This is a genomic window from Candidatus Pelagibacter bacterium nBUS_25, from assembly GCF_051200975.1.
Taxonomy (GTDB): Bacteria; Pseudomonadota; Alphaproteobacteria; order Pelagibacterales; family Pelagibacteraceae; genus Pelagibacter.
Genome location: NZ_CP172846.1, coordinates 146378 through 171039, shown reverse-complemented (window position 1 = coordinate 171039; position 24662 = coordinate 146378). Strand labels below are relative to the sequence as shown.

At 22.6% G+C, this 24662-nt stretch carries 27 protein-coding genes and 1 pseudogene; 5 read left to right on the top strand and 23 right to left on the bottom strand.

What is annotated here, in order from left to right; genetic code table 11:
* Positions 1 to 7: 7 nt before the first annotated feature.
* The 5 genes from ACIJYH_RS00875 to ACIJYH_RS00855 form a co-directional block, all read right to left on the bottom strand.
* A complete protein-coding gene (locus ACIJYH_RS00875; protein ID WP_435163267.1) occupies positions 8 to 283 on the bottom strand; it encodes a hypothetical protein in 276 nt (91 codons plus the stop codon).
* 5 nt (positions 284 to 288) lie between these two features.
* Complete coding sequence (locus tag ACIJYH_RS00870) at positions 289 to 981, bottom strand: NAD-dependent epimerase/dehydratase family protein (protein ID WP_435163266.1); 693 nt, start codon at positions 979 to 981, stop codon at positions 289 to 291.
* Positions 968 to 2284: a protoporphyrinogen/coproporphyrinogen oxidase gene (locus ACIJYH_RS00865; protein WP_435163264.1), complete on the bottom strand. Its 1317-nt coding sequence runs from the start codon at positions 2282 to 2284 to the stop codon at positions 968 to 970. Before ACIJYH_RS00865 ends, ACIJYH_RS00870 begins: the two co-directional genes overlap by 14 nt.
* A 2-nt stretch (positions 2285 to 2286) precedes the next feature.
* Positions 2287 to 2553 carry a hypothetical protein gene (locus tag ACIJYH_RS00860; RefSeq protein WP_435163262.1) on the bottom strand — a complete coding sequence of 89 codons (267 nt, stop codon included), beginning with the start codon at positions 2551 to 2553 and terminating at the stop codon, positions 2287 to 2289.
* Between the two features lie 104 nt (positions 2554 to 2657).
* Complete coding sequence (locus ACIJYH_RS00855) at positions 2658 to 3281, bottom strand: hypothetical protein (protein WP_435163260.1); 624 nt, start codon at positions 3279 to 3281, stop codon at positions 2658 to 2660.
* Positions 3282 to 3370: 89 nt separating this feature from the next.
* Between ACIJYH_RS00855 and ACIJYH_RS00850 the strand changes: the two genes are divergently transcribed.
* Positions 3371 to 4273: a hypothetical protein gene (locus ACIJYH_RS00850; protein ID WP_435163259.1), complete on the top strand. Its 903-nt coding sequence runs from the start codon at positions 3371 to 3373 to the stop codon at positions 4271 to 4273.
* Position 4274: 1 nt separating this feature from the next.
* Here ACIJYH_RS00850 and ACIJYH_RS00845 read toward each other — a convergent pair whose 3' ends face one another.
* From ACIJYH_RS00845 to rfbB, 4 genes are all read right to left on the bottom strand, one after another.
* Positions 4275 to 5177 carry an ATP-binding cassette domain-containing protein gene (locus ACIJYH_RS00845; RefSeq protein ID WP_435163257.1) on the bottom strand — a complete coding sequence of 301 codons (903 nt, stop codon included), beginning with the start codon at positions 5175 to 5177 and terminating at the stop codon, positions 4275 to 4277.
* Positions 5146 to 5928 (bottom strand): ABC transporter transmembrane domain-containing protein, encoded by a 783-nt coding sequence (locus ACIJYH_RS00840; RefSeq protein ID WP_435163255.1) that lies wholly within the window; start codon positions 5926 to 5928, stop codon positions 5146 to 5148. Before ACIJYH_RS00840 ends, ACIJYH_RS00845 begins: the two co-directional genes overlap by 32 nt.
* Before the next feature lie 61 nt (positions 5929 to 5989).
* Complete coding sequence (locus tag ACIJYH_RS00835; RefSeq protein ID WP_435163254.1) at positions 5990 to 6871, bottom strand: sugar nucleotidyltransferase; 882 nt, start codon at positions 6869 to 6871, stop codon at positions 5990 to 5992.
* A 2-nt stretch (positions 6872 to 6873) separates the two neighbouring features.
* Positions 6874 to 7836 carry a dTDP-glucose 4,6-dehydratase gene (gene rfbB / locus ACIJYH_RS00830; protein ID WP_435163252.1) on the bottom strand — a complete coding sequence of 321 codons (963 nt, stop codon included), beginning with the start codon at positions 7834 to 7836 and terminating at the stop codon, positions 6874 to 6876.
* A 22-nt stretch (positions 7837 to 7858) separates the two neighbouring features.
* On the opposite strand from rfbB, the gene ACIJYH_RS00825 reads away from it, so the two are divergent.
* Complete coding sequence (locus ACIJYH_RS00825) at positions 7859 to 8239, top strand: WxcM-like domain-containing protein (protein ID WP_435163250.1); 381 nt, start codon at positions 7859 to 7861, stop codon at positions 8237 to 8239.
* On the opposite strand, the pseudogene ACIJYH_RS00820 reads toward ACIJYH_RS00825, so the two are convergent.
* From ACIJYH_RS00820 to ACIJYH_RS00785, 8 genes and pseudogenes are all read right to left on the bottom strand, one after another.
* Positions 8232 to 9020 (bottom strand): annotated as a pseudogene (locus tag ACIJYH_RS00820) (SDR family oxidoreductase); the annotation flags it as partial. The gene ACIJYH_RS00825 and the pseudogene ACIJYH_RS00820 sit on opposite strands and share 8 nt — an antisense overlap.
* A gap of 168 nt (positions 9021 to 9188) precedes the next feature.
* Positions 9189 to 10298 (bottom strand): DegT/DnrJ/EryC1/StrS family aminotransferase, encoded by a 1110-nt coding sequence (locus ACIJYH_RS00815; RefSeq protein ID WP_435163248.1) that lies wholly within the window; start codon positions 10296 to 10298, stop codon positions 9189 to 9191.
* Between the two features lie 3 nt (positions 10299 to 10301).
* Entirely contained in the window at positions 10302 to 11207 is a 906-nt protein-coding gene (locus ACIJYH_RS00810) for an NAD-dependent epimerase/dehydratase family protein (protein ID WP_435163247.1), read from the bottom strand.
* Entirely contained in the window at positions 11188 to 11964 is a 777-nt protein-coding gene (locus tag ACIJYH_RS00805) for a hypothetical protein (RefSeq protein ID WP_435163246.1), read from the bottom strand. The genes ACIJYH_RS00810 and ACIJYH_RS00805 overlap by 20 nt, the downstream gene beginning before the upstream one ends.
* Positions 11965 to 12558: a methyltransferase, TIGR04325 family gene (locus ACIJYH_RS00800; protein ID WP_435164211.1), complete on the bottom strand. Its 594-nt coding sequence runs from the start codon at positions 12556 to 12558 to the stop codon at positions 11965 to 11967. It lies immediately after the preceding gene.
* Positions 12559 to 12729: 171 nt separating this feature from the next.
* Complete coding sequence (locus ACIJYH_RS00795; protein ID WP_435163244.1) at positions 12730 to 13809, bottom strand: TIGR00180 family glycosyltransferase; 1080 nt, start codon at positions 13807 to 13809, stop codon at positions 12730 to 12732.
* A 30-nt stretch (positions 13810 to 13839) separates the two neighbouring features.
* Positions 13840 to 15081: a class I SAM-dependent methyltransferase gene (locus ACIJYH_RS00790; protein WP_435163242.1), complete on the bottom strand. Its 1242-nt coding sequence runs from the start codon at positions 15079 to 15081 to the stop codon at positions 13840 to 13842.
* Positions 15068 to 15610 carry a dTDP-4-dehydrorhamnose 3,5-epimerase family protein gene (locus tag ACIJYH_RS00785; RefSeq protein ID WP_435163241.1) on the bottom strand — a complete coding sequence of 181 codons (543 nt, stop codon included), beginning with the start codon at positions 15608 to 15610 and terminating at the stop codon, positions 15068 to 15070. The genes ACIJYH_RS00790 and ACIJYH_RS00785 overlap by 14 nt, the downstream gene beginning before the upstream one ends.
* 20 nt (positions 15611 to 15630) lie before the next feature.
* Between ACIJYH_RS00785 and ACIJYH_RS00780 the strand changes: the two genes are divergently transcribed.
* The 3 genes from ACIJYH_RS00780 (at position 15631) to ACIJYH_RS00770 (ending at position 18082) form a co-directional block, all read left to right on the top strand.
* The gene (locus ACIJYH_RS00780) at positions 15631 to 16296 is read left to right on the top strand and encodes a methyltransferase domain-containing protein (RefSeq protein WP_435163239.1); all 666 of its coding nucleotides are present in this window, start codon (positions 15631 to 15633) and stop codon (positions 16294 to 16296) included.
* Positions 16297 to 16409: 113 nt separating this feature from the next.
* Positions 16410 to 17306 carry a phytanoyl-CoA dioxygenase family protein gene (locus ACIJYH_RS00775; RefSeq protein WP_435163237.1) on the top strand — a complete coding sequence of 299 codons (897 nt, stop codon included), beginning with the start codon at positions 16410 to 16412 and terminating at the stop codon, positions 17304 to 17306.
* A gap of 2 nt (positions 17307 to 17308) precedes the next feature.
* On the top strand, positions 17309 to 18082 hold the full coding sequence (locus ACIJYH_RS00770) for an AAC(3) family N-acetyltransferase (protein ID WP_435163235.1): 774 nt from the start codon (positions 17309 to 17311) through the stop codon (positions 18080 to 18082).
* Here the strand turns inward: ACIJYH_RS00770 and ACIJYH_RS00765 are convergent.
* The 6 genes from ACIJYH_RS00765 to ACIJYH_RS00740 are packed head-to-tail and all read right to left on the bottom strand — an operon-like array spanning position 18075 to position 24504.
* Positions 18075 to 18302 (bottom strand): acyl carrier protein, encoded by a 228-nt coding sequence (locus ACIJYH_RS00765; protein ID WP_435163233.1) that lies wholly within the window; start codon positions 18300 to 18302, stop codon positions 18075 to 18077. The two genes, ACIJYH_RS00770 and ACIJYH_RS00765, sit on opposite strands and share 8 nt — an antisense overlap.
* A complete protein-coding gene (locus tag ACIJYH_RS00760) occupies positions 18299 to 19786 on the bottom strand; it encodes a class I adenylate-forming enzyme family protein (RefSeq protein ID WP_435163231.1) in 1488 nt (495 codons plus the stop codon). Before ACIJYH_RS00760 ends, ACIJYH_RS00765 begins: the two co-directional genes overlap by 4 nt.
* Positions 19783 to 20451, bottom strand: coding sequence for a glycosyltransferase (locus tag ACIJYH_RS00755; protein WP_435163229.1), 669 nt, complete (start codon positions 20449 to 20451; stop codon positions 19783 to 19785). The genes ACIJYH_RS00760 and ACIJYH_RS00755 overlap by 4 nt, the downstream gene beginning before the upstream one ends.
* Positions 20451 to 21794, bottom strand: coding sequence for a Gfo/Idh/MocA family oxidoreductase (locus ACIJYH_RS00750; RefSeq protein WP_435163227.1), 1344 nt, complete (start codon positions 21792 to 21794; stop codon positions 20451 to 20453). Before ACIJYH_RS00750 ends, ACIJYH_RS00755 begins: the two co-directional genes overlap by 1 nt.
* Positions 21794 to 22762 carry an NAD-dependent epimerase/dehydratase family protein gene (locus ACIJYH_RS00745; protein WP_435163226.1) on the bottom strand — a complete coding sequence of 323 codons (969 nt, stop codon included), beginning with the start codon at positions 22760 to 22762 and terminating at the stop codon, positions 21794 to 21796. Before ACIJYH_RS00745 ends, ACIJYH_RS00750 begins: the two co-directional genes overlap by 1 nt.
* Positions 22759 to 24504, bottom strand: a complete 1746-nt coding sequence (locus ACIJYH_RS00740) for a hypothetical protein (protein WP_435163224.1) — start codon at positions 24502 to 24504, stop codon at positions 22759 to 22761. The genes ACIJYH_RS00745 and ACIJYH_RS00740 overlap by 4 nt, the downstream gene beginning before the upstream one ends.
* Between the last annotated feature and the right edge of the window lie 158 nt (positions 24505 to 24662).

Below are 24662 nucleotides of genomic sequence, written 5' to 3'. Positions count from 1 at the left end.
GCATGCATTATTTTTTTAATTCTAATATAGTTTTTTTTATTGTCTCCAATGAGTTTAATGAAAATTTAAATCCTAGATTGTTAATTTTTTTTGTAGAATATTTATAGTTTGGTACGTCACCTTTCCAACCGTATATCAGTTTTTGAAACTTAACTTTTTTATTAAAATCAAATTTTTTAACAAGCAAATTAACAATATCTTTTACCTTAATACCTTTATCATTATTGCCAATATTGTAATAATTTATAAATTTACTGTGTTTAACTTTTGAGACAAAAATCATACAATTTACAATTTCTGTTGCATGTGAGTAAGGCTTGCATTGATTACCATCTCCAAGAACCTGCAAATAATTTTTTTTTTATCTTTTATCTTATTTGATAAGTCAAAAATAACTCCATGAGTTAAATTTTTTCCAACAACATTTGGTAATCGAAAAACTATACTCTTAATATTATTTAAGTAGGAGTATGAAGAAATAATTGCTTCTGAGGCAAGTTTCATTGATCCGTAATTACTGCATGAATAAAGTGCTGGAGTTGTCTCATTGATGTTTATTTTAATATCACCAAAAACTGCCGAGGATGATGTAAAAATAAATTTTGAATTATGATTAATATTTTTTTTAATTAATTCTAATGTATTATATGTCGTCAAAAATGTATTTTTAAAATCTACATCTGCATTAGAAACACCACTTCTTATGTCTGAGTTTGCAGCTAAATGCCAAATTTCATTTATAGTCTTATTTACTAAAAAATTATTAAGTCTATTATTCTTTATTTTTTTTTCTAAATTAATTTTAAAAAATTTAAAATTATCATTTTTTGTAAATTGCTTAATATTATTTTTTGTACCTAAAATAAAATTATCAATTCCAATAATTATATTATTCTTATCTTTAATAAACTTGTTTGTTAATTCCGACCCTATCATTCCAGCAACTCCGGTAATTAAAATTATTTTCTTATTTTTTTTCATGATTAAAATCTTTTGACATATTGTATGCCTGCAAAATAACTTGGTCTGAATTTAAATACTCCCAACTTCCCCATCTTCCAAGAAAATCAATACCTTTTTTTTTATAAAAATTTAATAATTTATCTACACTATTTCTATGACTTAAATTATAAATAACATAGGCATACTTAAATTTTTTCAAATCTTTAAAATTAACATCAGATTGATTTTTAATAAAATTTAACTCTTTTAATCCCAAAAATATCATTTTAAATATTTGATCATCATTCATTTTACTAATTTTACTATTGTTTTTATATGTAATCTCAATTTGAAAAGTTGTTGAATTTTTTACAGAATAATTTTTTCCTAAAAAATCTAGCTTTGATATTCGATGAAATATTATGTTTTTATTTGGAACCATTAATGCAAAGTTATTACCGCCAATATTCCCTTTTATATTAACCATTGCAATAATTATTGAATTATATTGAAGCTTTTTAGATATTTCTTTTATTTTTTTATTCTTATTAAAATATGAATGAAATTCATTTAATGGTATTGTTGAAAATATTTTTTCACTTTCGAAAGTTCCTTGATTTGACTTAACAAGATATTTTTTATTAGATAAATTAATTTTGTCTAATTGGACTGATGTTAAAATTTTAACCTTCTTATTTAATTTTTTATGAAAAGCATCAAATAAACTTTGAATTCCACCTTTTTTGGGATAATGAAAATATAATTGATGCGTATATCCCTCGGTAATAATTCCTTTTGCACTGTTAATAATATCTTCATCTGGAGGTCTTGGAATTCTTTCAACCATCTGCGTGTCTAATTTAGCAGTATTCATTTTCCAAATTTTGTTATTATATGGTCCTAAATATAAATTAAAAATACCTTCCCCAAAATTTTTTAAAAAAAATTCTTTCATTGTTTTGGGTTTTAATTTAGTGAATTTATTATTTAAAAATTTATTAAGTGCAAATTTTAAATCCTTTTTTGGTAATTTGTATAACTCATTTTCGAAAGGGTATTTAATATATGTGTTTTTATCATAAAGTATTTTATTAGATCTTCTAATTTTATTCTTATTTTTTCCAAGTGTTTTTAAAATTAAATTTAAAATTTTTTTATCTCTTGAAAAAATTATATGAGGGCCCACATCATAAAATATATTATTAACCCTATAAGATCTTAATAATCCTCCAATCTTGTCATCTTTTTCTAATATTGTGATTTCTTCAATCTCTTTTTTGTTTTGAAGAAACTTAGCTAGTGATATTGCAGCTATACCACCGCCTAGAATTAATATTTTCATAATTATTTTTTAAATTTTAATATCTGGTTTAATCTACTTGTTAAAATTGGCAACCAAATAGGAAAGCTATGAGTAACATACCTTGCGGTATTTTCAACACCCCCTAAAAAACCAAAAAAAACTAAAGATAATGGTATTAAAAATTCTAGTCTTTGATTTTTATAAATTTTATTAATTTCATTATTCCAAAAAATATAAGGACTTAAAGCAATTAAAAGAGGTAATAAACTTCCAGAAATTGCAGATTTATTGTAAAACATTTTACTCATTTGCATAATATCAAACCTAAAGTCAAAAAATTCAAAATAACTTTTTCCAATTTTTATTAATATAAAATAAAAAATACATGTAACAATTGAAGTAATAAAAAGAATTATATATTTTTTTTTTCATTAAAGAAAAAAAACCTCAAAAAAAATAAAACACCTGTTATAAAAAAAATTTTCTCACTAACTAAAAATGAAAACAAGATTAATATAATTGATAACTTAATATTATTTATAAAATATAATATGAGAATTAAGTATAGAACAACAAATCTATCTATTGTAAAATGATCTAAGTACTTTATTACTGCATAACATAATATCAAACTAAGATATCCCTCTTCTGTTGGCCTCTTGAGAATTTTGATTTGATAAAAAAGGAAAACAACTAATATAGTTATTAAAATTATATAATTTCCCATAGCGACAGCATTTGTAGCACACACATATTCCTCAGATAAATTTTGTTCAATATTAGTTAACTTCAAGCAAGGAAATGTTTTGTATATTATGAAATAGAATAAAATTGGTATTAATCTTACCGCAGATGGTAAAGTTAGTTTATAGTCATCATTGAAGTTTGAAAAATATAGAACTTGATTTTGATAAAAATCGTATGGAACAAAATTTTCCAACATCATTCTGTATGTATACAAATATTCTCGAAAAAACATTATGAGTAAAATTAAAAATAAAATTAATCCAATTAAAATATTTTTTTTTGAAATCATTTTTTAAATTTATATATTTTTTTTAAAATAAATCACTTTTATTAATAAAACATTTGTCATAATAGTAATAAGAAAAAGAATTTTTATTAATGAAACTAATTAAAGATACTACTGTATGTATATTTGCTTATAAAAGAGATTTAAGTTTATCTAATATTCTTAATGATTTAAAAAAAAATTTGGATTATCAAAGATATACTTATCATTTTTTTGTAGATTATCCTAAAAATATTCAAGACCAAAAAAAACATAAATCTATATTAAATATTATAAATAAATTTAAAAACGGTTTGAAAATAAAAGTTATTTGTAGAAAAAAAAATATTGGACTTAATCAAAACATAATTAAAGGAATTAATTACGTTACAAAAAAATATAGTAAATTTATTGTGCTAGAAGATGACCTAAGAGTTTCAAAATATTATTTAAATTATATACAATTAATTTTAGATAAATTTGAAAATGATAAAAATATATTCACAGTTACTGGATACACCTTTCCAAAAAAAATATTTAAACTAGCCACAAAGAAAAATTCTATTATTTTATCAAAAAGACCAAATTCTTGGGGTTGGGCAAGTTGGTCAGCAAAATGGAATAAGGTTAACTTTAATGACTCATCATACGTCAAAATTTATAGAGATAAGTCAAAATTAAACTATATTTCAAAATACGGAAATGATCTTTCGTATATTCTAAGAGATACATTGCAAAAAAAGATAGACTCTTGGGCGATTAAATGGACTATTTACCATATTCTTAATAATAAATATTGTATTTTTCCATTCAAAACTATGGTCAATGAAGAAGGTTTTATATCCAAACCCACAAATAATAAATTAAGAACAAACAAATTTAATCATTATAAAATTGTTAACACTAAATTTCCAAAAAAATTTAAATTAATTTTAGAGAATAACGAAATTAAAGATGCATTTAAAAAAGTTTACGACTTTCCTTTGTATAAAAAAATTTTAAAGAAATTTATATAATTTAAATTTTTTTATTTATCATTCCATTATCTAAATCATATACATAATCACAAAGATCTAAATTTTTTTTATTATGAGAGACAATTATTATTGTTAAATTTTTATCATTTCTTTTTAAATCATTAATGATTTGTTCTTGAAGATTTTCCTGTAATGCGTTCAAACTTTCATCCAATATTATAAAATCTCTACTAAAATAAAATGATCTTGCTATTGCAATTCTCTGTCTTTGACCCCCAGAAATATTAAGTACTTGATCAGAGATTATTGTATTTTCTTTTTCTTTTAGCTGATTTATAAAATCATCTAGATGTGCTGATACAAGAGATTGCTCAAATTTTTTGAAATTAATATTATCCATATCTTTTTCAAGAGTTATATTTTCTAAGATACTTGCCCCATAAACAAAATTTTGTTGAGATATATATGAAATTTTTGATTGCCAACTTATTAAGTTTTTTTGAATATCAAATCCATTTACTAAAATTTTGCCACTGTTAGGTTTCAAAAAACCAATCATTAAATTTATTAATGTTGTTTTTCCAGATCCAGAATCTCCGCTTAAACCAATTATTTCACCTTTGTTAATTTTAAAATTAGTGTCTTTTATTATATCTGTATTATCATATCCAAAACGAACGTTGTTAAATTCTATTTTTTTAAAATCATTAATTTCATTTAAATTAATATTTATATTTTTTGAATTTTGTTTAACCTCGTTACTAATAATAAGTTGGTAAATTTTATTAATTGAATATATTGATCCTAAAATAGTACCGACTGAATTAAAGATATTATAAACAACTGGTATTATTCTAGCTGCCGAAACGGTAAATATACCAATCAGAGCAATTGAGTTTGATGTGTTTCCGCTAAAAATAACAATTGATATGGTTAAAATCATAATTACAAAAATAATTGAAGACTTCAAGCAAAAATTTAGGTAGAATTAAATTTGTGTCATATTTTAGATGGATATCAGCAAAAATTTTATTTACTTTTTTATATTCATCAAAGAAATAATTGTCTTTTTGTAGAATTCTTATCTCTTTAAACCCATCCATTGTAATCTTTCCATAGTCTAAAAACTTTTGGTCTGCTTCACCTAAAATCGTCCCATATAAGCTCATTTTTTTTCTTATAAAATAAAAATAAAATAAATAGATTAGAGTTAATGTAAGAAATATTAATAATGTTATCTTTACATTAATTGCAAAGAGAAAAATTATTACTGAAATCAAAATTATAGTTTCAGAAAATAAAACAAATATTTTTACTATCGTACTTTGACAAAAAACAATTGTTAAATGATTAATTGCATGTAATAGCTCGCTAGTCTTTTTTTTTAAAAATTCTTCATAAGTTAAGTCTTGAAAAATCTTAATAAATTTATTTCTTAAGTCTTTTTGAATAACAAAACCAGTTTTTATTATTTCTCTGGTTATCAAAAAAGATATAAAAGATTTTAGAGTAAACGATAGAAGTAAAATTATACAAAAAAAAATAATTATATTTTTATGTTCATATTTTTCAAAAGAAGAAGTTTCAAAACTTGTATATTCATTTATAAGATTAAATAACAAGTCAATATCTAAGAATGATATAACAAGTGGGCCAACCACACCAATCCCCACAATGTCAAATAATGAAGACAAAAGACTGCCCAAAGACAAAATAAAAAACTTAAGTTTTTTATCTCCTATTATATAAAATATTTTATTTAAACTTTTTATCACTTAATAGTTTCATTATATACTTGTAATAATCGGTAGAAAGTTTCAGTTTTTCTATATCTTGTTTTAACTTTTTAGGTTTGATCCACTTATTATTTAGTGCAATTTCTTCTAAACATGAAATCAAGAAACCTTGATTAGTTTGAACAGATCTAACAAAATTACTTGCTGCATTCAATCGTTCAGGATCACCCATATCAAGCCAGGCTATACCCCTTCCCATCTGGAACACTTTTAATTTTTTTTTATTAAGTATAATCTTATTCAGATCACTTATTTCTAATTCTCCCCTCGCAGATTTATCCATCTGTTTTGCATACTTAATAGCTTTTGGAGTATAAAAATATATTCCTGGTATTACTGAATTTGACTTTCCATCCTTTGGTTTTTCTATGATTTTCAGTGGCTTTTGATTTTTATCAAAATAAATCACACCAAAATCTTGTGGAGTATTTGACTCAAAAGTTAAAATATTTGCACCTAAAATATTTTTGGAAGCTTTCTGCAAAATCATTGGCACTCGATGTCCAAAAAAAAAATTATCTCCTAGTATTAAACAGAAATTGTTTTTCCCAATAAATTTTTCACCAATTATCAAGGCTTCTGCAATTCCATTAGGCTTATCTTGAACTTCATATGAAATTTTTATTCCAAAATAGCTACCATCTCCAAGTAAATTTTGGAAAGCTATTAGATCTTCTGATTTACAGATTAAAAGTATATCTCGAATTTTTGATAAAAATAACAATGATAAAGAGTAATAAATCATTGGCTTGTCATACACCTGTAACAAGTGTTTTGAGATGCTTAATGTAGCTGGTTTAAACCTTGTGCCATTTCCTCCTGCTAAAATTATGCCTTTCATTTTTATCTACTTAAATACCATTCTATTGTTTCGTATAATTTTTTTTCAAAATTTGTTTTATATTTCCAACCAATAGATTTTAGTTTTATATTATTTAAACTATATCTAAAATCATGCCCTGGTCTATCTTGCACAAATCTAATTAATTTTTTTTTGTCAAAAACTTGTTTTATTTGTTTTTTTTTAAAATAATCACAAATTTTATTTACAAGTTTAATATTTGATAACTCATTTTTGGTACTGATGTTATAGTTTTCTCCAATTTTACCCTTCAAGATTATGTTATAAATTGCATTTACAGTATCTTTTACAAACAACCAATCTCTAATCTGGAGACCTTTTCCATAAACTGGTATAATTTTATTTTTAATGCAATTATTAATTGTTTTAGGCATTAGTTTTTCTGGATTCTGATATGGGCCAAAATTATTTGAAGGATGCACAATTATAGATGGTACATCAAAAGTTATTCTATAAGATCTCACCAAATGATCTGCCGCAGCTTTACTTGCAGAATACGGGGAGTTTGGTTTATAGATATCACCCTCTTTAAATGATCCAGTATATTTTAGAGAACCATAGACTTCATCAGTTGATATTTGAATAAGTTTTATTTTTTTTAAACTTTGCAACTCCTTACAGCACTCTAATATTGTATGAACACCAATAATATTGGTTTTTATAAAGCTTTTTGAATTTACAATTGATCTATCAACGTGAGTTTCAGCAGCAAAATTAATTATGAAATCTGGTAAATTTTTTTTTAATATATTTTTGAATTTTTTTTTATTTGTAATGTCTGTCTTATAAAATTTGTAATTATTAAAATTTTTTAAAAATTTTTTTTCTTTATTTGAAGCATAAGTTATTTTATCAACATTAATTATCTTAATTTTTTTTTTTAAAGCATGAATTATAAAATTAATTCCTATAAATCCTAATCCGCCAGTCACTAGTAATTCCATTGGTTTTCTATAATATGAACTTATGAATAAAGCAATAAAAATAAAGAATATAAGAAAATTCACAAATAAAGGTCAAATGATTATTTTTGATAAATTAGAGAAAAAGAAATTTAATCTAAAAAGATTCTTTACAATTAGTGCTAACAAAAATTTGACAAAAAGAGGAGGTCACGGACATAAGATTTGTGACCAGATAATGATTATAACTGAGGGATCAGCAAAAATTACTGTTTTTAAAAAAAAAATTAAATATTTTAAATTAAAAAAAAATGAGAGCTTATTTGTACCAAAAAATCATTGGGTAGACATACAGTTCATTAATAAAAAAAGTTCTTTGCTCGTTTTATGTAACTATAAATTTGATCTTAAAGAATATATTTTTGATAAGAAAGATATTATCTAATTCTTTCATTATCAATATTGAACAAATCTAAGGTTTTAAATATTAAATTTTTTAAATTTTTTTGAGGTAAGAAACCAATACTCATTACTTTATTATTACTTATCATATAAGACATATTATTCATGATTTTACTAGTTACATACCTTACTTTAATTTTTTTTCTTTCCTTAATAAAATCAATTATATTTTTGACACTAAGATTTTTTGTTACAATGTTATATACAGTATTAATATTTTGTTTAGGGTATTTCACAAATATATAAATAGATTTAAAAACATCCTCAAGAGTAGCGTATGGTCTAATTTGCAAATAAGCATTTTTCCAAACAGTAATTTCTTTGTTAAGACTTGCTTGATAACAAAATTTGTTTACTGCAGTTCCAAATCTCATACCCTTAGAAACTCCAATTATGGTGCCCAATCTCAATATCACAAATTTATTATTTTTTAATCTTTTTTTAATTAAATTTTCTTCGCTCAGTTTAATTTTAGCATATGGTGATTGAGGTAATATTTTTTTTTGGTCTAACTCATAAATTATATCATTATTTATTGAAGTACCGTAAACACTTGTTGAAGACGGAAAAATTAACAATGAATTATTTTTTTTTGCAAGGCCAATAATCTTTTTTGTACTATCTAAGTTATTTTTTCTGTACTCACTTTGAAATTTTATACTATTCTCAGCTTCAGCCATTGCGGCCATGTGGATTATTATTTTTGCATTAAAAAAAATTTTGTCATTATCATCTAATTTCTTAACATCTAAGTCATAAAAACTTAATCGGTTATTTTTTTTTTATTTAAGTTAAATAATGAGGTGTACCTTTTTGAATGCAGTGAATCAATTATTACTAAATGTAGGTTTTTTTGTGTTTTTAAAAACCTCTCACATAGATAAGATCCTATATGTCCCAATCCTCCTGTTATTATAATTTTTTTTAATATTTTATTTTTCACTATTCTCTTTATAAAATTGTTTTAGCAATCTTACTGTTTTAAGTTGATATTTTTTTTTTAACTCAGGATAAAGAGGTAATGTAATTATTTCATCAACTACTTTATCTGTAATGGGTAATTCTACATCATTTAAAAAAAAATTTTTCATTTTATGACAAGGAGTTTTATAATGTATGCCTAAATTTATATTGTTTGATTGAAAAAATTTTATAATTTTATTTCTCAATAATTTTGAGACTCTAATTACATAAAGATGATACACATGATAAAAATTTTTTTTATACATTGGAAGTCTTATTGGCAAATTTTTTAATTCTCTATTATAAAAATTAGCAATATCATTTCTAATTTTATTATTTATATCTATTGATTTAATTTTTATGTTGAGGATGCTTGCTTGAATCTCATCACATCTAGAATTTATACCGTTAATTTCTGAAATTCTATCTCTATCCCATCCATATTGTCTAATTTTTAAAAGTTTTTTATAAAATTTATTATTATTTGTTACAACTGCACCAGCATCACCTATTGCAGACAAATTTTTTGTGGGGAAAAAACTAAAACATCCAAAATCTCCAATGGTGCCGACTTTTTTTTTATTTATCATAGCTCCAAATGATTGAGCACAATCTTCAATTATTCGTATTCTTTTTTTTTTACAAATCAATTTTATTTCATTTACATTAAATGGATTTCCATAAAGGTGCACAACAATAATTGCTTTAGTATTTTTATTTATTTTTTTTTTAAAGTCTTTTAAACTTATGTTCATTGAATCGTTGTCAACATCTAAAAACTTATATTTATAATTCATTAAACGAAGTGAAGTAAGTGTAGCTGTTGCAGTATGAGATGGAACAAGCACTTCATCATTTTTTTTTAAATTTAGACACATTAGTGACATTATTAAGGAGTCTGTACCGCTATTATTTGATATTGCGTATTTAGAACCTAAATATTTTTGAAGATTTTTTTCAAATTTTTTTACATTTTTTCCTAAAATATAATCACCACTACTTATAACTTTGTGAATTTCTTTTATATAAGTTTTCAGGTTTTTTGTATTTTGTAATTTTGGAGATGAAAAATTAATCATTATTTATATAAGTTTAATTCCCTCTTTTAATTTAATTTTTTGTTTCCAGCCAATCTTTTTTAAATTTTCAGAATTAGTAAATCTATTTTTTGGACCACTACTAATTTCTTTGTATAAAATCTTTTTAGATTTAGATTTTGGATATCTTTTTTTAATTGTTTTAAATATTGTGTTCAAAGATAATTTTTCATTTGACCCCAAATTATAAAAAATATTTTTATTTTTATTTATCAGTATCTTAATTATACCTGATATTACATCACTTATATGTATCCAACTTCTTATTGTTTTTCCATCACCCCAAATTTTAACTTTTTGATTATTCTTAATTTTTTTACCCCAAATATTAATTATCGTTTTAGAATCATTTCCATAAATTGAAAAAAAACGGCAGATATTTAAATCATTTTTTTTAAATGATCTATAAAGAACATCTTCACCGATTAATTTTGTTAGGCCATAAATTCCATCTGCATCATAATTAATAGAAATTTTTTTTTCACTATAAAATTTATCATTTACATCATAAACACCTGCAGTAGATGCATAAAAAAAATTAGTGACACCATTTTTTACTGAAAAATTGATTATATTTCTATCAATTAAGATACCATTTAAAATCTGTTTCTCCTTCATCATAGATTTCCTATCAGCTTTTGAACCAGCTAAGTGAATTACAATATCAAATTTTATTTTTAATATTCTTTTTGGAATATTTTTTGTTAAATCACTTTTGATTAAACTGACATTTTTTTTATAAGATCTTAATTTACTAGATTTATACAATGCAAAAATTTTACAGTTATATTTTGATATGTGGTCTAATAAATTTCTTCCAATAAAGCCACTAGCACCTGTAATTAATATTTTTTTTTTATTAAAAAAATTTTTATTTTGATTTGATGTCACTTAATTTAATACCACGAGTGTAATGTCTATCTTTAAATTCATGCGACTCCAAGATGCTTAAATTTAAAAAAGCTCTTCCATTAATTTTATCTTTATTCTTCTTGCTATCTAGTAAATATGTTGGCTCTACTCCATGAAAAAGTCCATTATAAAATAAAATTATATCACCAGAATTTATCTCATGGTCAATAAAAATTTTTTTCTTTTGTCTGTCTAAAACATAAAAGCCCCCCTTATCATAATCTAATGATTTTGAGGTTATATAAACACCACATGTAATTTTTGTAACTTTAACAGGATCACAATGTAAAGAGATATGTCCTCGTTTATAAGGATAAAACATTAAGTGAGCTCTCAAAATATATCTATCTTTCGGAGTATTTTTATACAATTTATAAGGATCATATTTATTTAATTTTGCAATCTGAAAAAAAGTTTTTTTAACTTTTTTCATCAAACCTGTTGTATCTTTATTCCATGGAAAAAAGTACCACGAGTAATCATTTGTAGAATATGCTCCAATTCCTTTTTGTACAGAGCGATAACAAATATTCTTTATACCCTCTATCATTTTAGTATTTTTTGTAAATTTAGGTTTTTTTTTTAAGTCGATTAAAAGTTTTCTTAAATTGTTACCTTTAAAATGGTTTTTAATTATTACAATATTTCCATTTAAAACATTGTTTCTTATATAAGAATAATTTTTATCTAAAAAAAAATCTTTTTTTGAAATTTTAATTAATTTTTTAAAAAACATTTATTTACTCTTAAATATATAATTGAAACTATTCTTTATTCTAAATTTTTTTTCAAAGTTTCCCATATCAAGATTTCCAATTTTATTTAATCTAGTTGTGTGTGAATAGCTTTTGTTGATAATATTATATTTTTTATAGAATATATTTTCAAATTGTTTTAAATTTATAAAACTATGAGGAGCTTCAAAATTATAATGCTGTTGTCGTGTAAAAAATGTTTTAGAGTTTGTTAAGTAAAGATCAATTAAAACTATATATTCGCTATTTTTGAGTAGAATTTCTTTCAAAGTTTCTAATGGATCTTTCAAATATTGGATCGATGATCCAAAAAAAATTATGTCATAATTTTTATCAATACTTTCTAAATTATCAAAATATTTAAGATTATGTTTCAAGTTCAATTTTTTTTTAAACTTTTTATCACCTATGTCGCATAAATCTGTAAGTTCGTAGATATGATAATCTATATTTGATAAAGTTTTTTTATCAAAAACTTCCAACAAATTCGCATATCCAATTCCCCATCCTCCTCCAAAATCTAAAATTTTGTATTTTCTTTTTTTTTTAAAATAGAAATTAATAAGGCTAAATATTGGGTATGCTGTTTATAAAATGCCGGTATTGGATTTTTTTCTTTTAAACATCTAACTATTTGATCAATAATTTTGAATTGTTTTTTTTTATATTCCGTAGAGTTATAAAAGCTTGTCTTTGTTTTTTTTAGACAACTTTCGTAGTCCTCAAATATACCTTTATAAATATATCTAAAATTTTTTGTAATCATTTAGAAATTCATATATTTGAGATATATCTTTAATATCATTTAATAATAAACTTTTACTATTTCTTTTGTCATAATAAATATCATAATCTTTTAAGTTATAAAATTTATAATATCTATAAATTAATTTAACAAATTTTTCTACAAAACTATTTTTAATTTTATTTCTTATGAAAGTTTCAAGTTTATTATTTTTTTTTAGTCTAAATTTTAAGTCAGCTTCTAAAAGTAGGAAATAGCTTTTTTTAAATTTATCAAAATTTTTATCTTTTATTATTTTTTTATTTAAAAAATTTAAAAAATAATAATTTTCTTGAGAAAAAGATTTGTTGAGAACAATTTTATTCAAAAAATCTCTTGAAAAATTTTTACTTGCACTATGTTTTATATTATCAAATTTTAAATATTCTAAATGATTAAATCGCTTACATTTGCCATTAAATAGTGAATATAGATAAATCACTAATTCTGTAATATATAAATTTTGATATTTTTTGTTTTTTAAAAAGAATAAAATTTTTTCTAAACTTTCTCTTCTATGGAGTGTGTTATAATTGCTGTTAACAAATTTTAAACCGTCTAATAAACGTTCTACAGGTTTATTTCTTAAAATATTTAAATTTTTTTCAGGCAATCTAATAAATATTTTTCCTTTTTTTTTATTTATTAATAAATATTCTAAATTTACATTTAAACCACCAGATGAACTATAATCCTTATTTTTGATTAAAAATCTTTCTGATTTAAAAATATTTTTTTCAATAATAAAATCATCATCCTCAGCTAAATAAATAAAATTTGTCTTGATTTGTTTAACGGCCTCATAAAACTTATTAAACATTAGGCCGAAATCTTTTGTATATTTACTTTTATAGTATTTTAAGTTCAGTGACTTGTAAGTATTAAGATCTATAATTTTATTAAATTCTCCATCTTTACCTCCATCACAAATAAAAATATTTATTTTAAAATTTTTTTCTTTCGCATAATCCAGCCATCTCTTTGTGAAATTATATCTATTATATATAGTAAGCAATATTGTCGATTGACTTAGCGAGGACATAAGTTCTTTGAAGCTAGCACATTATAAGAATTATATAAAATATCTTTGATAACCTTTCATATGCTTTTTATCTATGTGTACTAAAAATTTAAGACCTTTTTTTAATTCTTTTTTTTCTTTTTCACATATTTCTTTAAAATGATTCCAGGCAAAAAGAATACATAGCTTTGGCTTAATTTTTTTAAAATTAGTACTATAATCCAATATTGGTATTTTCGATCCAGGAGTTAGTTTGCCTATTTTAGTTTTAGATGTATCAAAAATCCCCTTAACAAAATTTTTATCAATACCACAATAATTAAGTATTGTTGTGCTTTTAGAGGTTGCTCCATATCCATATATGTTATTTTCTTTTGAAAGTTTTGATAATTTTTTATAAAGATTATGTTTAAATTCTTCACATTTTTTTTTAAAATTAATTAGCTTATCATAATCATTTAAACCAAGTTTTTTTTCTAATTTAACAAGATTTTTTAATTTACTAGATTTTTTTCTAATATTTTTTTTTGATAGATAGTATCTCATTGATCCACCATGCGTTTTTTGTCTTTCAGCATGAAAAGCTTCTAAATTAAAGAAGCTTGCAATTTTATTTATAGAATGAATTGAAAATATATAAATATGTTCATCATAAATTTGGTCATAAGAAATTTTTTCTACAACATCTCCCAAATATGGTTCTTCAATTACAAAAATTCCATTTTTATCTAATAAAGTTTCAGCTGTTTTAAAAAGTTGTTCAAGATTTGGTATGTGACAAAAAACATTTGCGCCACAAATCACATCAAATTTCTTTTTTTTTAGACTTGGTGTTTTCAACAATTTTTCATTAAAAAATTTATTAATAACATTCAATTTTTTTTTTTTTGCTATCTCGCATACATTTTTTGAAGGCTCAACCCCCAAATGATCCTGAGATTTAAAGTTTTCTAAAAGTATTCCATCATTACAACCAACTTCTAAAATTGAAAAATTTTTTTTATTTATAATTTTTTTTATTGTTTCGGCATATTTCTTAAAATGATCTTTCATAAAATTAGATGTTGAAGAAAGAAAGGCATAATTCTTATTAAACATTTTATTCGGTGGAGGATTCTCATATAGTTGGACTAGACTTAACAACTTATTAAAACCCAATTTCATCTTAAATTTATATTCTTTGCTCTTACTATTCTTTTTTTTATTTTGAAAACCATTTCCTAAAGGCATGTTTCCAAAATTAATTATAAATTTTAAGTTTTTTTTTGAAGAAATTTTTTTAAAATTTTGCATATTTAAATTGAGGTAAATTAGTATCTTTTTTTGAGAGTATTAGCTTTTTTATTTTTAATTTTTTATCAATATTTTTATATGTGTAATGAAAACCAGAGTCAAATTTGCGTATGTAATTTTGAGACTGATGATAAATAATAATACTTTCTTTATGCAAAGAATAAAAACCATGAGCAAACCCTTTTGGCATATATACAACTTTTTTGTCTTTATCTGATAGTGTGAACATCTCATAATTACCAAAAGTTTTAGAATTTTTTCTAATATCTATAATGATGTCTAAGATTTTTCCTTTTAAAACATACACAATTTGTGCAATAGGTTTTTTTCTTTGAAAATGGAATCCTCTAAAAACATTTTTTTTCGAAATTGAAACAGAGGTTTGCATATTTTCAAAATTGAAGTTTAAATTTTTTTTCAAAACGTTTTTATTAAATATCTCTTCAAATAATCCTCTATTATCTTTATAGCTTTTTATGCTGAACAGCTTTAAGCCCTTAATTTTTGTTTTGTAAATTTTTTTTATCAAAGTATGTTAATATTATTAATATGAAAGATAATATATATACCAAATACTTTAAAAAAAGAAACGAGTCTTTAAAGTCATCTAAACAAAATATTAACTCTAAAAGAGTTTATGAAACTTTTAACTCTGCTCTTAAATACTTCAATTTTAATTCTTTTAATCAAAATCAGCAATTAATTGATCTTGGTTGTGGTGACAGATCTTTTATAAAATATGCTGAAGAAAAGGGCCTTAGCACAAAAGGATTTGATGTTGATGATGGTATAAATTTTGAAAAAGATAAATTACCTTTGGATGATAATTCAATAGATCATATTATTACTAACTCTGTTATTGAGCATCTTTATAATCCAAATATCTTTTTAAGTGAAATAAAAAGAACATTAAAAAAAGATGGAAATTTAATCATAGTTACTCCTAATTTTAGATTTTCTTATGATGAGTTTTACGATGATCCTACTCATGTAAAACCATACACAGAAAATAGTTTAAAAAAAATACTAGAGATGTTTAATTTTAATCAGATACAAGTGATGCCATGGTTTGTTAAAAAACCAAACTTTTATTGGAAAATACCTAATAATTTTTTGTTAGGAAGTTTAATACCATTTAGGGGAGATGCTTCTGAATTGATACCAAATTTTTTAAAAGGTCAAACTAAATCAATATTGGCAATATGCAAAAAATAAAAAATAAAAAAATAAAATTTATATTTTTATTTCCCTTAGATATTTTTTTAACGTTTGTTGGAATTTTATATTTTAAAATCTTCAAAAAAAATCATAATTTTTTTTACCAATCTATGATTAGGTTATTCTGTGTAACTGGGGGTTATTCTAATAAATACATTAACAAATTTACATCAAAAAAAAATAATCTTAATTTAGAAGATAATGATATTAAAGTTGATGAAATTAATAAAATTGTAAATAAGATTCAAAAAGATGGTTATTTTATATATGAAAATTTCCTGCAACAAGATGAGTGTGAAAAAATATTGAATTTTTGTTTAAAATCAGAATTTGAAATAAGACCTAATGATAAAGAAAATTGGAATAATGAATTAGAGAAATCATATTTTAATGAAAAAAATATTAAAGCTGTAATGTATGAAATACCAAAAGATCAAGTTTTTATCGAAAAAATTGTATCTAATTTAATATTTAGTCCTGAAATTTTGTTAATTTGTGAAAAATATTTAAGTTGTATGCCTATATTTGACCACACCAGTCTAAGTATTAGTACTTCGTTTTCTAATCAACCTGATAAAAAAGCAGCTCAATTATTTCATTTTGATTTAGACAGGCCCAAATGGCTTAAATTTTTAATATATATTAATGATGTTGATTATAATAATGGACCTCATGTATTTGTAGAAGGATCACACAAAGATAATGGCATAAAACCAGTTTTACTATCCAATGGATACGATAGAATACCAGATGAATTGGTATTTAAATACTACAATAATAAAGTAAAAAACTTTACAAAAAAAAGAGGCACACTCATAATTGAAGATACTAGAGGTTTGCACAAAGGAACTATGTTGAATTCAGGTTACAGATGTCTTCTTAATATACAATTTAATAGTTCAAATTATGGAACAGAACTGAGTACCCAAGAAATTCAAAAAAAAAATATAAATAATAAGATTTACCAAAATAATCTTTATACTTATCAAAATTTAAAAATAAAATAACAATGAATTATAAAAATTTCAAAAATTCTTTACAAAAAATTAATATTAATCAGAATGATTTAATTATGATTCATACTGATTTATCAAGTTTTTCAAAAGGCTCTTGGGGAGAAAAATGTAAATTATTTTACAAATATTTGGATAAATATTTTGGTAAAAATGGAACCATATTAGTTCCTGCTTTCACATATTCATTTTGCAAAAATCAGTATTTTGATAACTTAAAATCAAAAAGTGAAGTAGGTATTTTTGATGAATATTTTAGGAATCAAGTAAAAGTTAAAAGGTCATATCATCCAATATTTTCTTTTTCATTATTTGGAAAAATCAAAGATACTTTTTTAGAAAATAATAGTAACTCAGCCACAGGAAATGGATCTATATTTGAAAAATTTTTTTCTATGGATGGTAAAATTTTATTTTTTGGTTCAAGATTTATAAATTCATGTACTTTTTTACACTTTATTGAACAATCAAATAGAATACATTATAGATACTCTAAAATTTTTAGAGGAAATATAAAAATAAATAATAAAATTTATAAAGATAAAGATTTTGAATTTTTTGTCAGAGCAACAGAAAGATTAAAATTTTTAGATTATAACAAATCAACAAAAATTGAAAAAGATCTACTCAAATCAAAAATATTAAAAAAAATTACAAATAATAAATTTTCAATTTCAATGTGTGAAAGTAAAAAATTGTATAATTTTGTAGAAAAAAAAATAAAGGTTAACCCTAATTATATTATTGATCACAAGCCTGAAGTTATTTAACTTTATTAACAACTTTAATAATATCTTTAATAGAAGTAATTGATAAACTATCTTCAAAAGAAATCTTAATCTTATATTTTTTTTCTAAATCTGAAATTAAAGTTACATGTCTTATAGAGTCCCAGTCACTTATTTCATCAATTTTAGAATTTAAATTAATTTTTTTTGATTTAAGAAATTTTTGACAAATCTTTAATATTTCTTCTGATTTTATTTTCAATTTTGTCTCTCTAATAAACTAAATCGTATTTTTCCAGTAGGTGACCTTGGAATACTTTTTAGTATTTTAAATATTGTAGGAACTTTAAATTCTCCTAATCTCTTTTTACAAAAAACCTCTAATTTAGATAAATCAAAATTTTTTTTTAATGGAACTATGTATGAAATTGGTACTTCACCATGAAATATATCAGATGTTGAGGTTGTAAAAGTATCAGCTATACGATTAGATTTTAGAATTGTTGTATCAATTTCTCTTGCAGATATATTTATTCCAGATTTTATAATAATATTTTTTTTTCTTTCTATAAAAAACAAATGTCCATCATCACTCCTCGTAAATATATCGCCTGTCTTAAAGTATTGTTGGTTTAAAATTTGATTTTTATCATTAATGTAGCCACTATAAATTGCAGGTGTTTTAACACAGAGCTCTCCTGCTTCATTATTCTTACTAAGCTTATTGTTTTTATTAATTATTTTAAATTTTATACTTTTAAGTATTTTACCTACTGAGTTTAAAGTAAACTTTTTGTCTTTATAATCTGTCATTGATATTGCACAAGTTTCAGATAAGCCATAAATATTTATTATATTTACATTAAAAGTGTCAATAAACTTGTCAGCCACGTCCTTAGAAAGATATGAAGAGCCGCAAGCAACAAATTTAAGAGATTTAATTTTTTGAAGTCTATTTAAATCTTTTGAAAAAATAGTGTTCATCATAGACAATATCGATGGCACAGTCATGATGAAAGTTATTTTATATTTTTCAATGATATCCAGAATTGTACCTCTAATTGACCAAAAATTTTTATATAAATAAACCGTTCTGTGATTAAATGCACAAAATTTAAGTGTAGATCTCAAGGATGAGGTGTGTGCAAGAGGTAATATGCATAAATGATTGTCTCCAGATCCCATTAAAGGAGAGTCTAGTTGCATCTTTTGAGAGTTATATATAGCTCTGTGAGACATTTTAATTAGTTTAGATTTACCAGTACTTCCAGATGAATAGTAAAGCACCGCGATGTCTTCATTGTTTATTTTTTTTCTTTTATATTCTTTTTTGTATTTAATTATAAAATTTAAAAAATTTTTATTCTTAATTATTTGAATTTTTTTTTTAAAAAATTTAATATTTTTTAATGAATTAAATTTTTCTGAACAAAATACCAATTTTGGTTTAATATCTTTAATATTATTTGAAGCTTCCGAAGGTGATAAATAAATTGGTGATAAATTGATTATTAGTCCAAATTTCATAGATGCAAAATAAAGAATTACAAACTCAATAGAATTTTCAAGAATTAACACAATTCTATCCCCATATTTTAAGTTTGATTTTTCAAAATAATTACATGTTTGGTTAATTAGAATTACAATATCTTTAAATGAATAATCTTTCGATTCATAAAATATAAAAGTTTTATCTCCCTTTTTCCCTTTAGAATTTTTTTCTAATACATCTATCAAATTCTTCATATAAACTTTCTATCTTTAAGAATTTTAATATGTCTTAAAAGACGTTTTTCATCAGTGTTTTGGTTAATGCCATGATAGTGGTACACTTTAGATTTTGGCTCATAAACAATTTTATAATTTTTTTTTTGAATTTCTCTTGCCCAACATAAGTCCTCCAAACCATTAATCTTTTCGTCAAATTTATTTGAATTCCAAAGACTTTTTCTAAAGAAAGAACTTGCATTATTGAAATAACTATCTTTTGATTGATATATAGTTTCCGATCTAAAAACCTGAAATAAATCTCTAGTGTCAGATGATTTTGAGTTTTTGGTTGGTATTTGTTTAGAATATACCGCTCCAACATCTATATTTTCAAAATGTTTAACAGCATTATACATCCAATAATTATCATATGGTATACAATGAGCCGATAAAATTGATATTAAATTTCCTTTAGATGAATTAATAGCAATGTTAATTGCTTTTGAATAATTGAATTTAAGATTTTTTGGATAATAAATTATTTTACACTTAAATTTTTTTGCGATTTTAATAGTATTATCTGAAGAGTTGTTATCTATTATAATTATTTCGTAGTTATTAAAATTTTGTTGATTTAATATAAGAAGACATTTTTTTAAATATTTCTCCTCATTTTTTGTTCTTATAATTATAGATATCATTATAAATCAAAAATATTAGAATAGTCTAATAGCTCATCTTTTTTAATATTAGTTGTGATTTTTTTTGCTCTTAATTTTTTAATTTGTTTGATTGATATTCCAGAATAACTTGACTTGAGATAAAAATTTTTTAAATTTATATCACTACCTTTTTTCAAATTTTTAATAGCGTGCAAAGATTTCAAATAATCTTTTAGTTTAGATGGCTGTTCAATTATAACTTTCTTATCTGTTTCTAAACTTTTAAGTAATGCTTCAGAAACTAGTACTGAATCTAAACTGCTTTCGAAAGTAGCTCTTCCAACATTATTTACTGCAATACCATTGATCTTTTTATAAACATCATTAATAAAATTTTTGTAAACATTTATTCCATATCCTTTATAAAAAGTATTATTATCTAATTTGTATTTACCAGAAAAATATGGATTTGGATTCTGAATACCTCCATCTTTATATATAGAAATTCCTCTATTTGTCTGATCACTTTTAAATTTTGCTTCAGTTCCAAAAATTGTTATTCTTTGATCAGAAAATGCATTAGAATTATTTGGGTCAATCCAATTTATATTCATTATACTTTTAAAAATTAAATTGTTTTGCGATTTCCAATCAATTATTGCATGAATTGAGTCATAATTTTTAAATTTTTTTGTAATTAGATAATTCTTTACTCCTGAAGCGTAAACTGAAATAGGTTTAAAATTTGTTAAAAAAGATATCAAATCTACATAATGGATGCCGAGATATTGAAATACATTAGTATTCATTGCCCAATTTTTAAATAACTTTTCTGGTATAATCTTAGGCTGACTATATTCAACAGTGGAATAAATCAAATTACCAAAGTAGTTATCTTCTATCAAAGTTTTTAACATTAAATTTGCCTCATCATTTCTTTTATGAAAGTCCACTTGTGAAATCACTTTCTTATCTTTGGCTAATTTAATTAATTCTAAGGCTTCATTAGAATTTGTTACAAATGGTTTAACGGTAATTACATTAATTTTATTATTTAATAAAATTTTTATATATTTATAATGTAAGTTATCAGGCAAACAAACTATAGCACAATTAAATTTTGTTTTTTTTAATACTTGATCTATTCTGTTTATTTTTGAATACTTAAATCCAATTGTATTTTTATTTTCTTTTAGAATTTTATTAATTTTTTTTCTAGTTTGTGAAATACCAATATTTGAATTACCAAGGATTTGACAAAAATTAATTTTTTTTTGAACATCACTTAATAACAAGCTTGGTATAATGGTTCCATCAGTATTAGTGCCTCTTCCACATACATACATTCCACCTCCAAGTATAAGCAATTTAATTTTTTTCATTATTTAATTTTGTATTTTTTATACCATTTTAAAAATTTTTTTAAGCCTTTATCTGTTTTTGTTTGAAACTCATAATTAAAATGTTTTTTAAATTTAGAGCTATTTGAATAAGTAACTTTCATATCTGCTTTTCTATTTTTATCTAATTTAATTTTTGCTTTTTTTTTTAAAATTTTTTCTATTTGTGATAAAAAATATTTTGTGGTGATTGGTTTACCTAATCCAAGATTATAGATTTCATGTGAGGGTAATTTTTTTTCTTTCTTAAATTTTTTAACAATTTGATAAATTCCAACTACAATATCATCTATATAAGTAAAATCCCTAATACCATTACCTTTATCGTATAATGTAATTTTAGAATTATTTATTATTTTATTTAAGAAAATATATGGACTCATATCAGGTCGGCCCCATGGTCCATAAACCGTAAAAAATCTCAATCCTACAAAATTCATTGAAAAAAGATTTGAATAAACAAAACTAATATACTCATCTGTTATTTTTGTTGCGGAATAAATAGTCAAAGGTGAGTCTATTTTTTGATTTTCTTCAAATGGTGTTTTATTTTTTTTTCCATAAACTGAACTAGAAGAAGCATAAATAATATTAAAAATTTTTCTTTTTTTACAAATTTCTAACAAATTCAGATAACCCATTATATTGTTTTCAATGTAGGCGAAAGGATTTTCTATTGAATACACTACACCGGGTTGAGCAGCTAAGTGAATAACTAAATCAAAACTATTTTTCGAAATAAATAAATCAAGACTTTTTTTATCCAGAATATCGATTTGATTGAAAATAAAATTTTTACCTTTAATCCATTTTAATCTATCTAATTTTAATTTTTTATCATAATAATCTGAAATATTATCAATACCGTATACAATATGTTTTTTTTTACTTAATAGTTTTGATAAATGAGAACCTATAAACCCCGCAGCTCCAGTTACTAAAATTTTCATTTTTTTAAATTTTCTGTAAATTTTTTAAATAATAAAGTTTTTTTACTCTCATTTGATGAAAAAAGTAAATTTTTAATTTCTTCTATTATGTAATTAATATCCTTAGAGCTCTCTTTTTTATACTTATGCTTAGAACTATAACCTGGTTGAATATTAATTGGTGAAGACAATTTCTTAATTATGGTAGTTAAAAATCTATTCAATTCTCTGTCATTATTTGATTTATTTAAGTTGTGTGAATAATATTTTATTATACTCGGAAGACCTAATAATAAAGATATCTTATCAATAGCTTTGATAAACCTAAATATATAATAATTTTTTGGCATAAATTTACTTAAATTGATTGTAGATTTATGAAACATTAGTGATTTAAATCTATAAAAATATTTTAATCTTTCAATTGACCAATTATCTTTTTTTAAAATTATCAATATCTTTTCGAAATATTTTTTTTGGTTATTTTCGTAAAAATCAATATCAGATGGATAATTCATAAAATCTTTAGAAATAGAAATAGTAGGTATACCAAGCATACCAAGATCTTCACCAGCAGATGACCATGCATTTAACAACAATGAAGTTTCCATTCCTAAATTGTGTATAGATATTTTGTCTTCTGGGTAATTAACACACATATTTTTTGGCAAAGATGAAAAAATTTTTTTGATTTTTTTTGTATACTCATTTTCATTTTTTTTTGAAAATTCTCTTGGGTGGGGTCTAAAAATTATAAAATAATTTTTTTTATTTTCAAAAATTTTTATTATCTTTTCAATCCAGTCTATTTGATTTTTAAAAATTCCTCCTAAAGTTTTTTTAGTATATAACAAATAAGCACTCAATACTTCGTCATAACTACTCATTGAAACAAGAATAATTTTTTGATTTTTATTAATCTTAAAATACTTTCTTACATCTATATAATTATTTTTAATTGAATGAGAAAAAGTATGCGAAGTAGTTGAAAAAAATAATGTTTTCAGATGATTAATTACACTAGTTGCTTGATACTTATTAAATGGAATGTGCTTTAATTTTTTCCAATTCTCTTTTATTTCTAAGATTGAGTCAAAATAACTCTTTTTAAATAAATGAATATTAGAAAACCTCTCAGAATTATTTGTTGATCCTATAATTAAATAAGGTGTAGCTTTTTTTTGTTCAAAAAATTTTAAAAATAAATTATTTATTGCATAACTTCCGTTATATGTGATTACTAAATCTGGTTTAAATTGATCACTTATTTTTTCAAAAGCCCATATAGAATTTATACAATTTTCTAAATTATTCATGAGTTTATTAAACTCAAGATTGCTTAAACTTAAGTCACTTTTTTTAAACTCTAAAATAATTTCAAACATTGCTATTTTTCCAATTGGTAAGCCTTTATATTTGTAATCTATGATATTTTTTTTATTTACTTTTTGTAAAATTTTTTTAGTTTTTTGCTTATCCTTTTCACTAACCAATTTATTTAAATCATGATTTTTAATGCTAAGTTTATTATTTAAAAAATTTTTATTAGAAACACATCTATTGCATATCATTCTAGATTTGTAATTATTTTTACTATATTCAACATGGTGAGCGTTTATTGCATTACAGTTTTTAATTAATGCGTTGGAACAATCGATTGTTTGAATTTCATGATTTTGGTTTTTAAGAAATTTCTGAATTATAAACTCTTGATATCTCCAATCCCAAACTGCTGCATAGGGACTAAACCATAAAATTTTCATATTTTTAATTTTTAACTCTTTATTTTTATACTAACACTATATAAATTATTTTATCAAAATAATGCTTATTTAAAAATTAAGAATTTTTTAATTGATATGATATTTTTATTCCCATAATATTAAAATATTTTAATGAACATACTTTAAAGACTTTATTA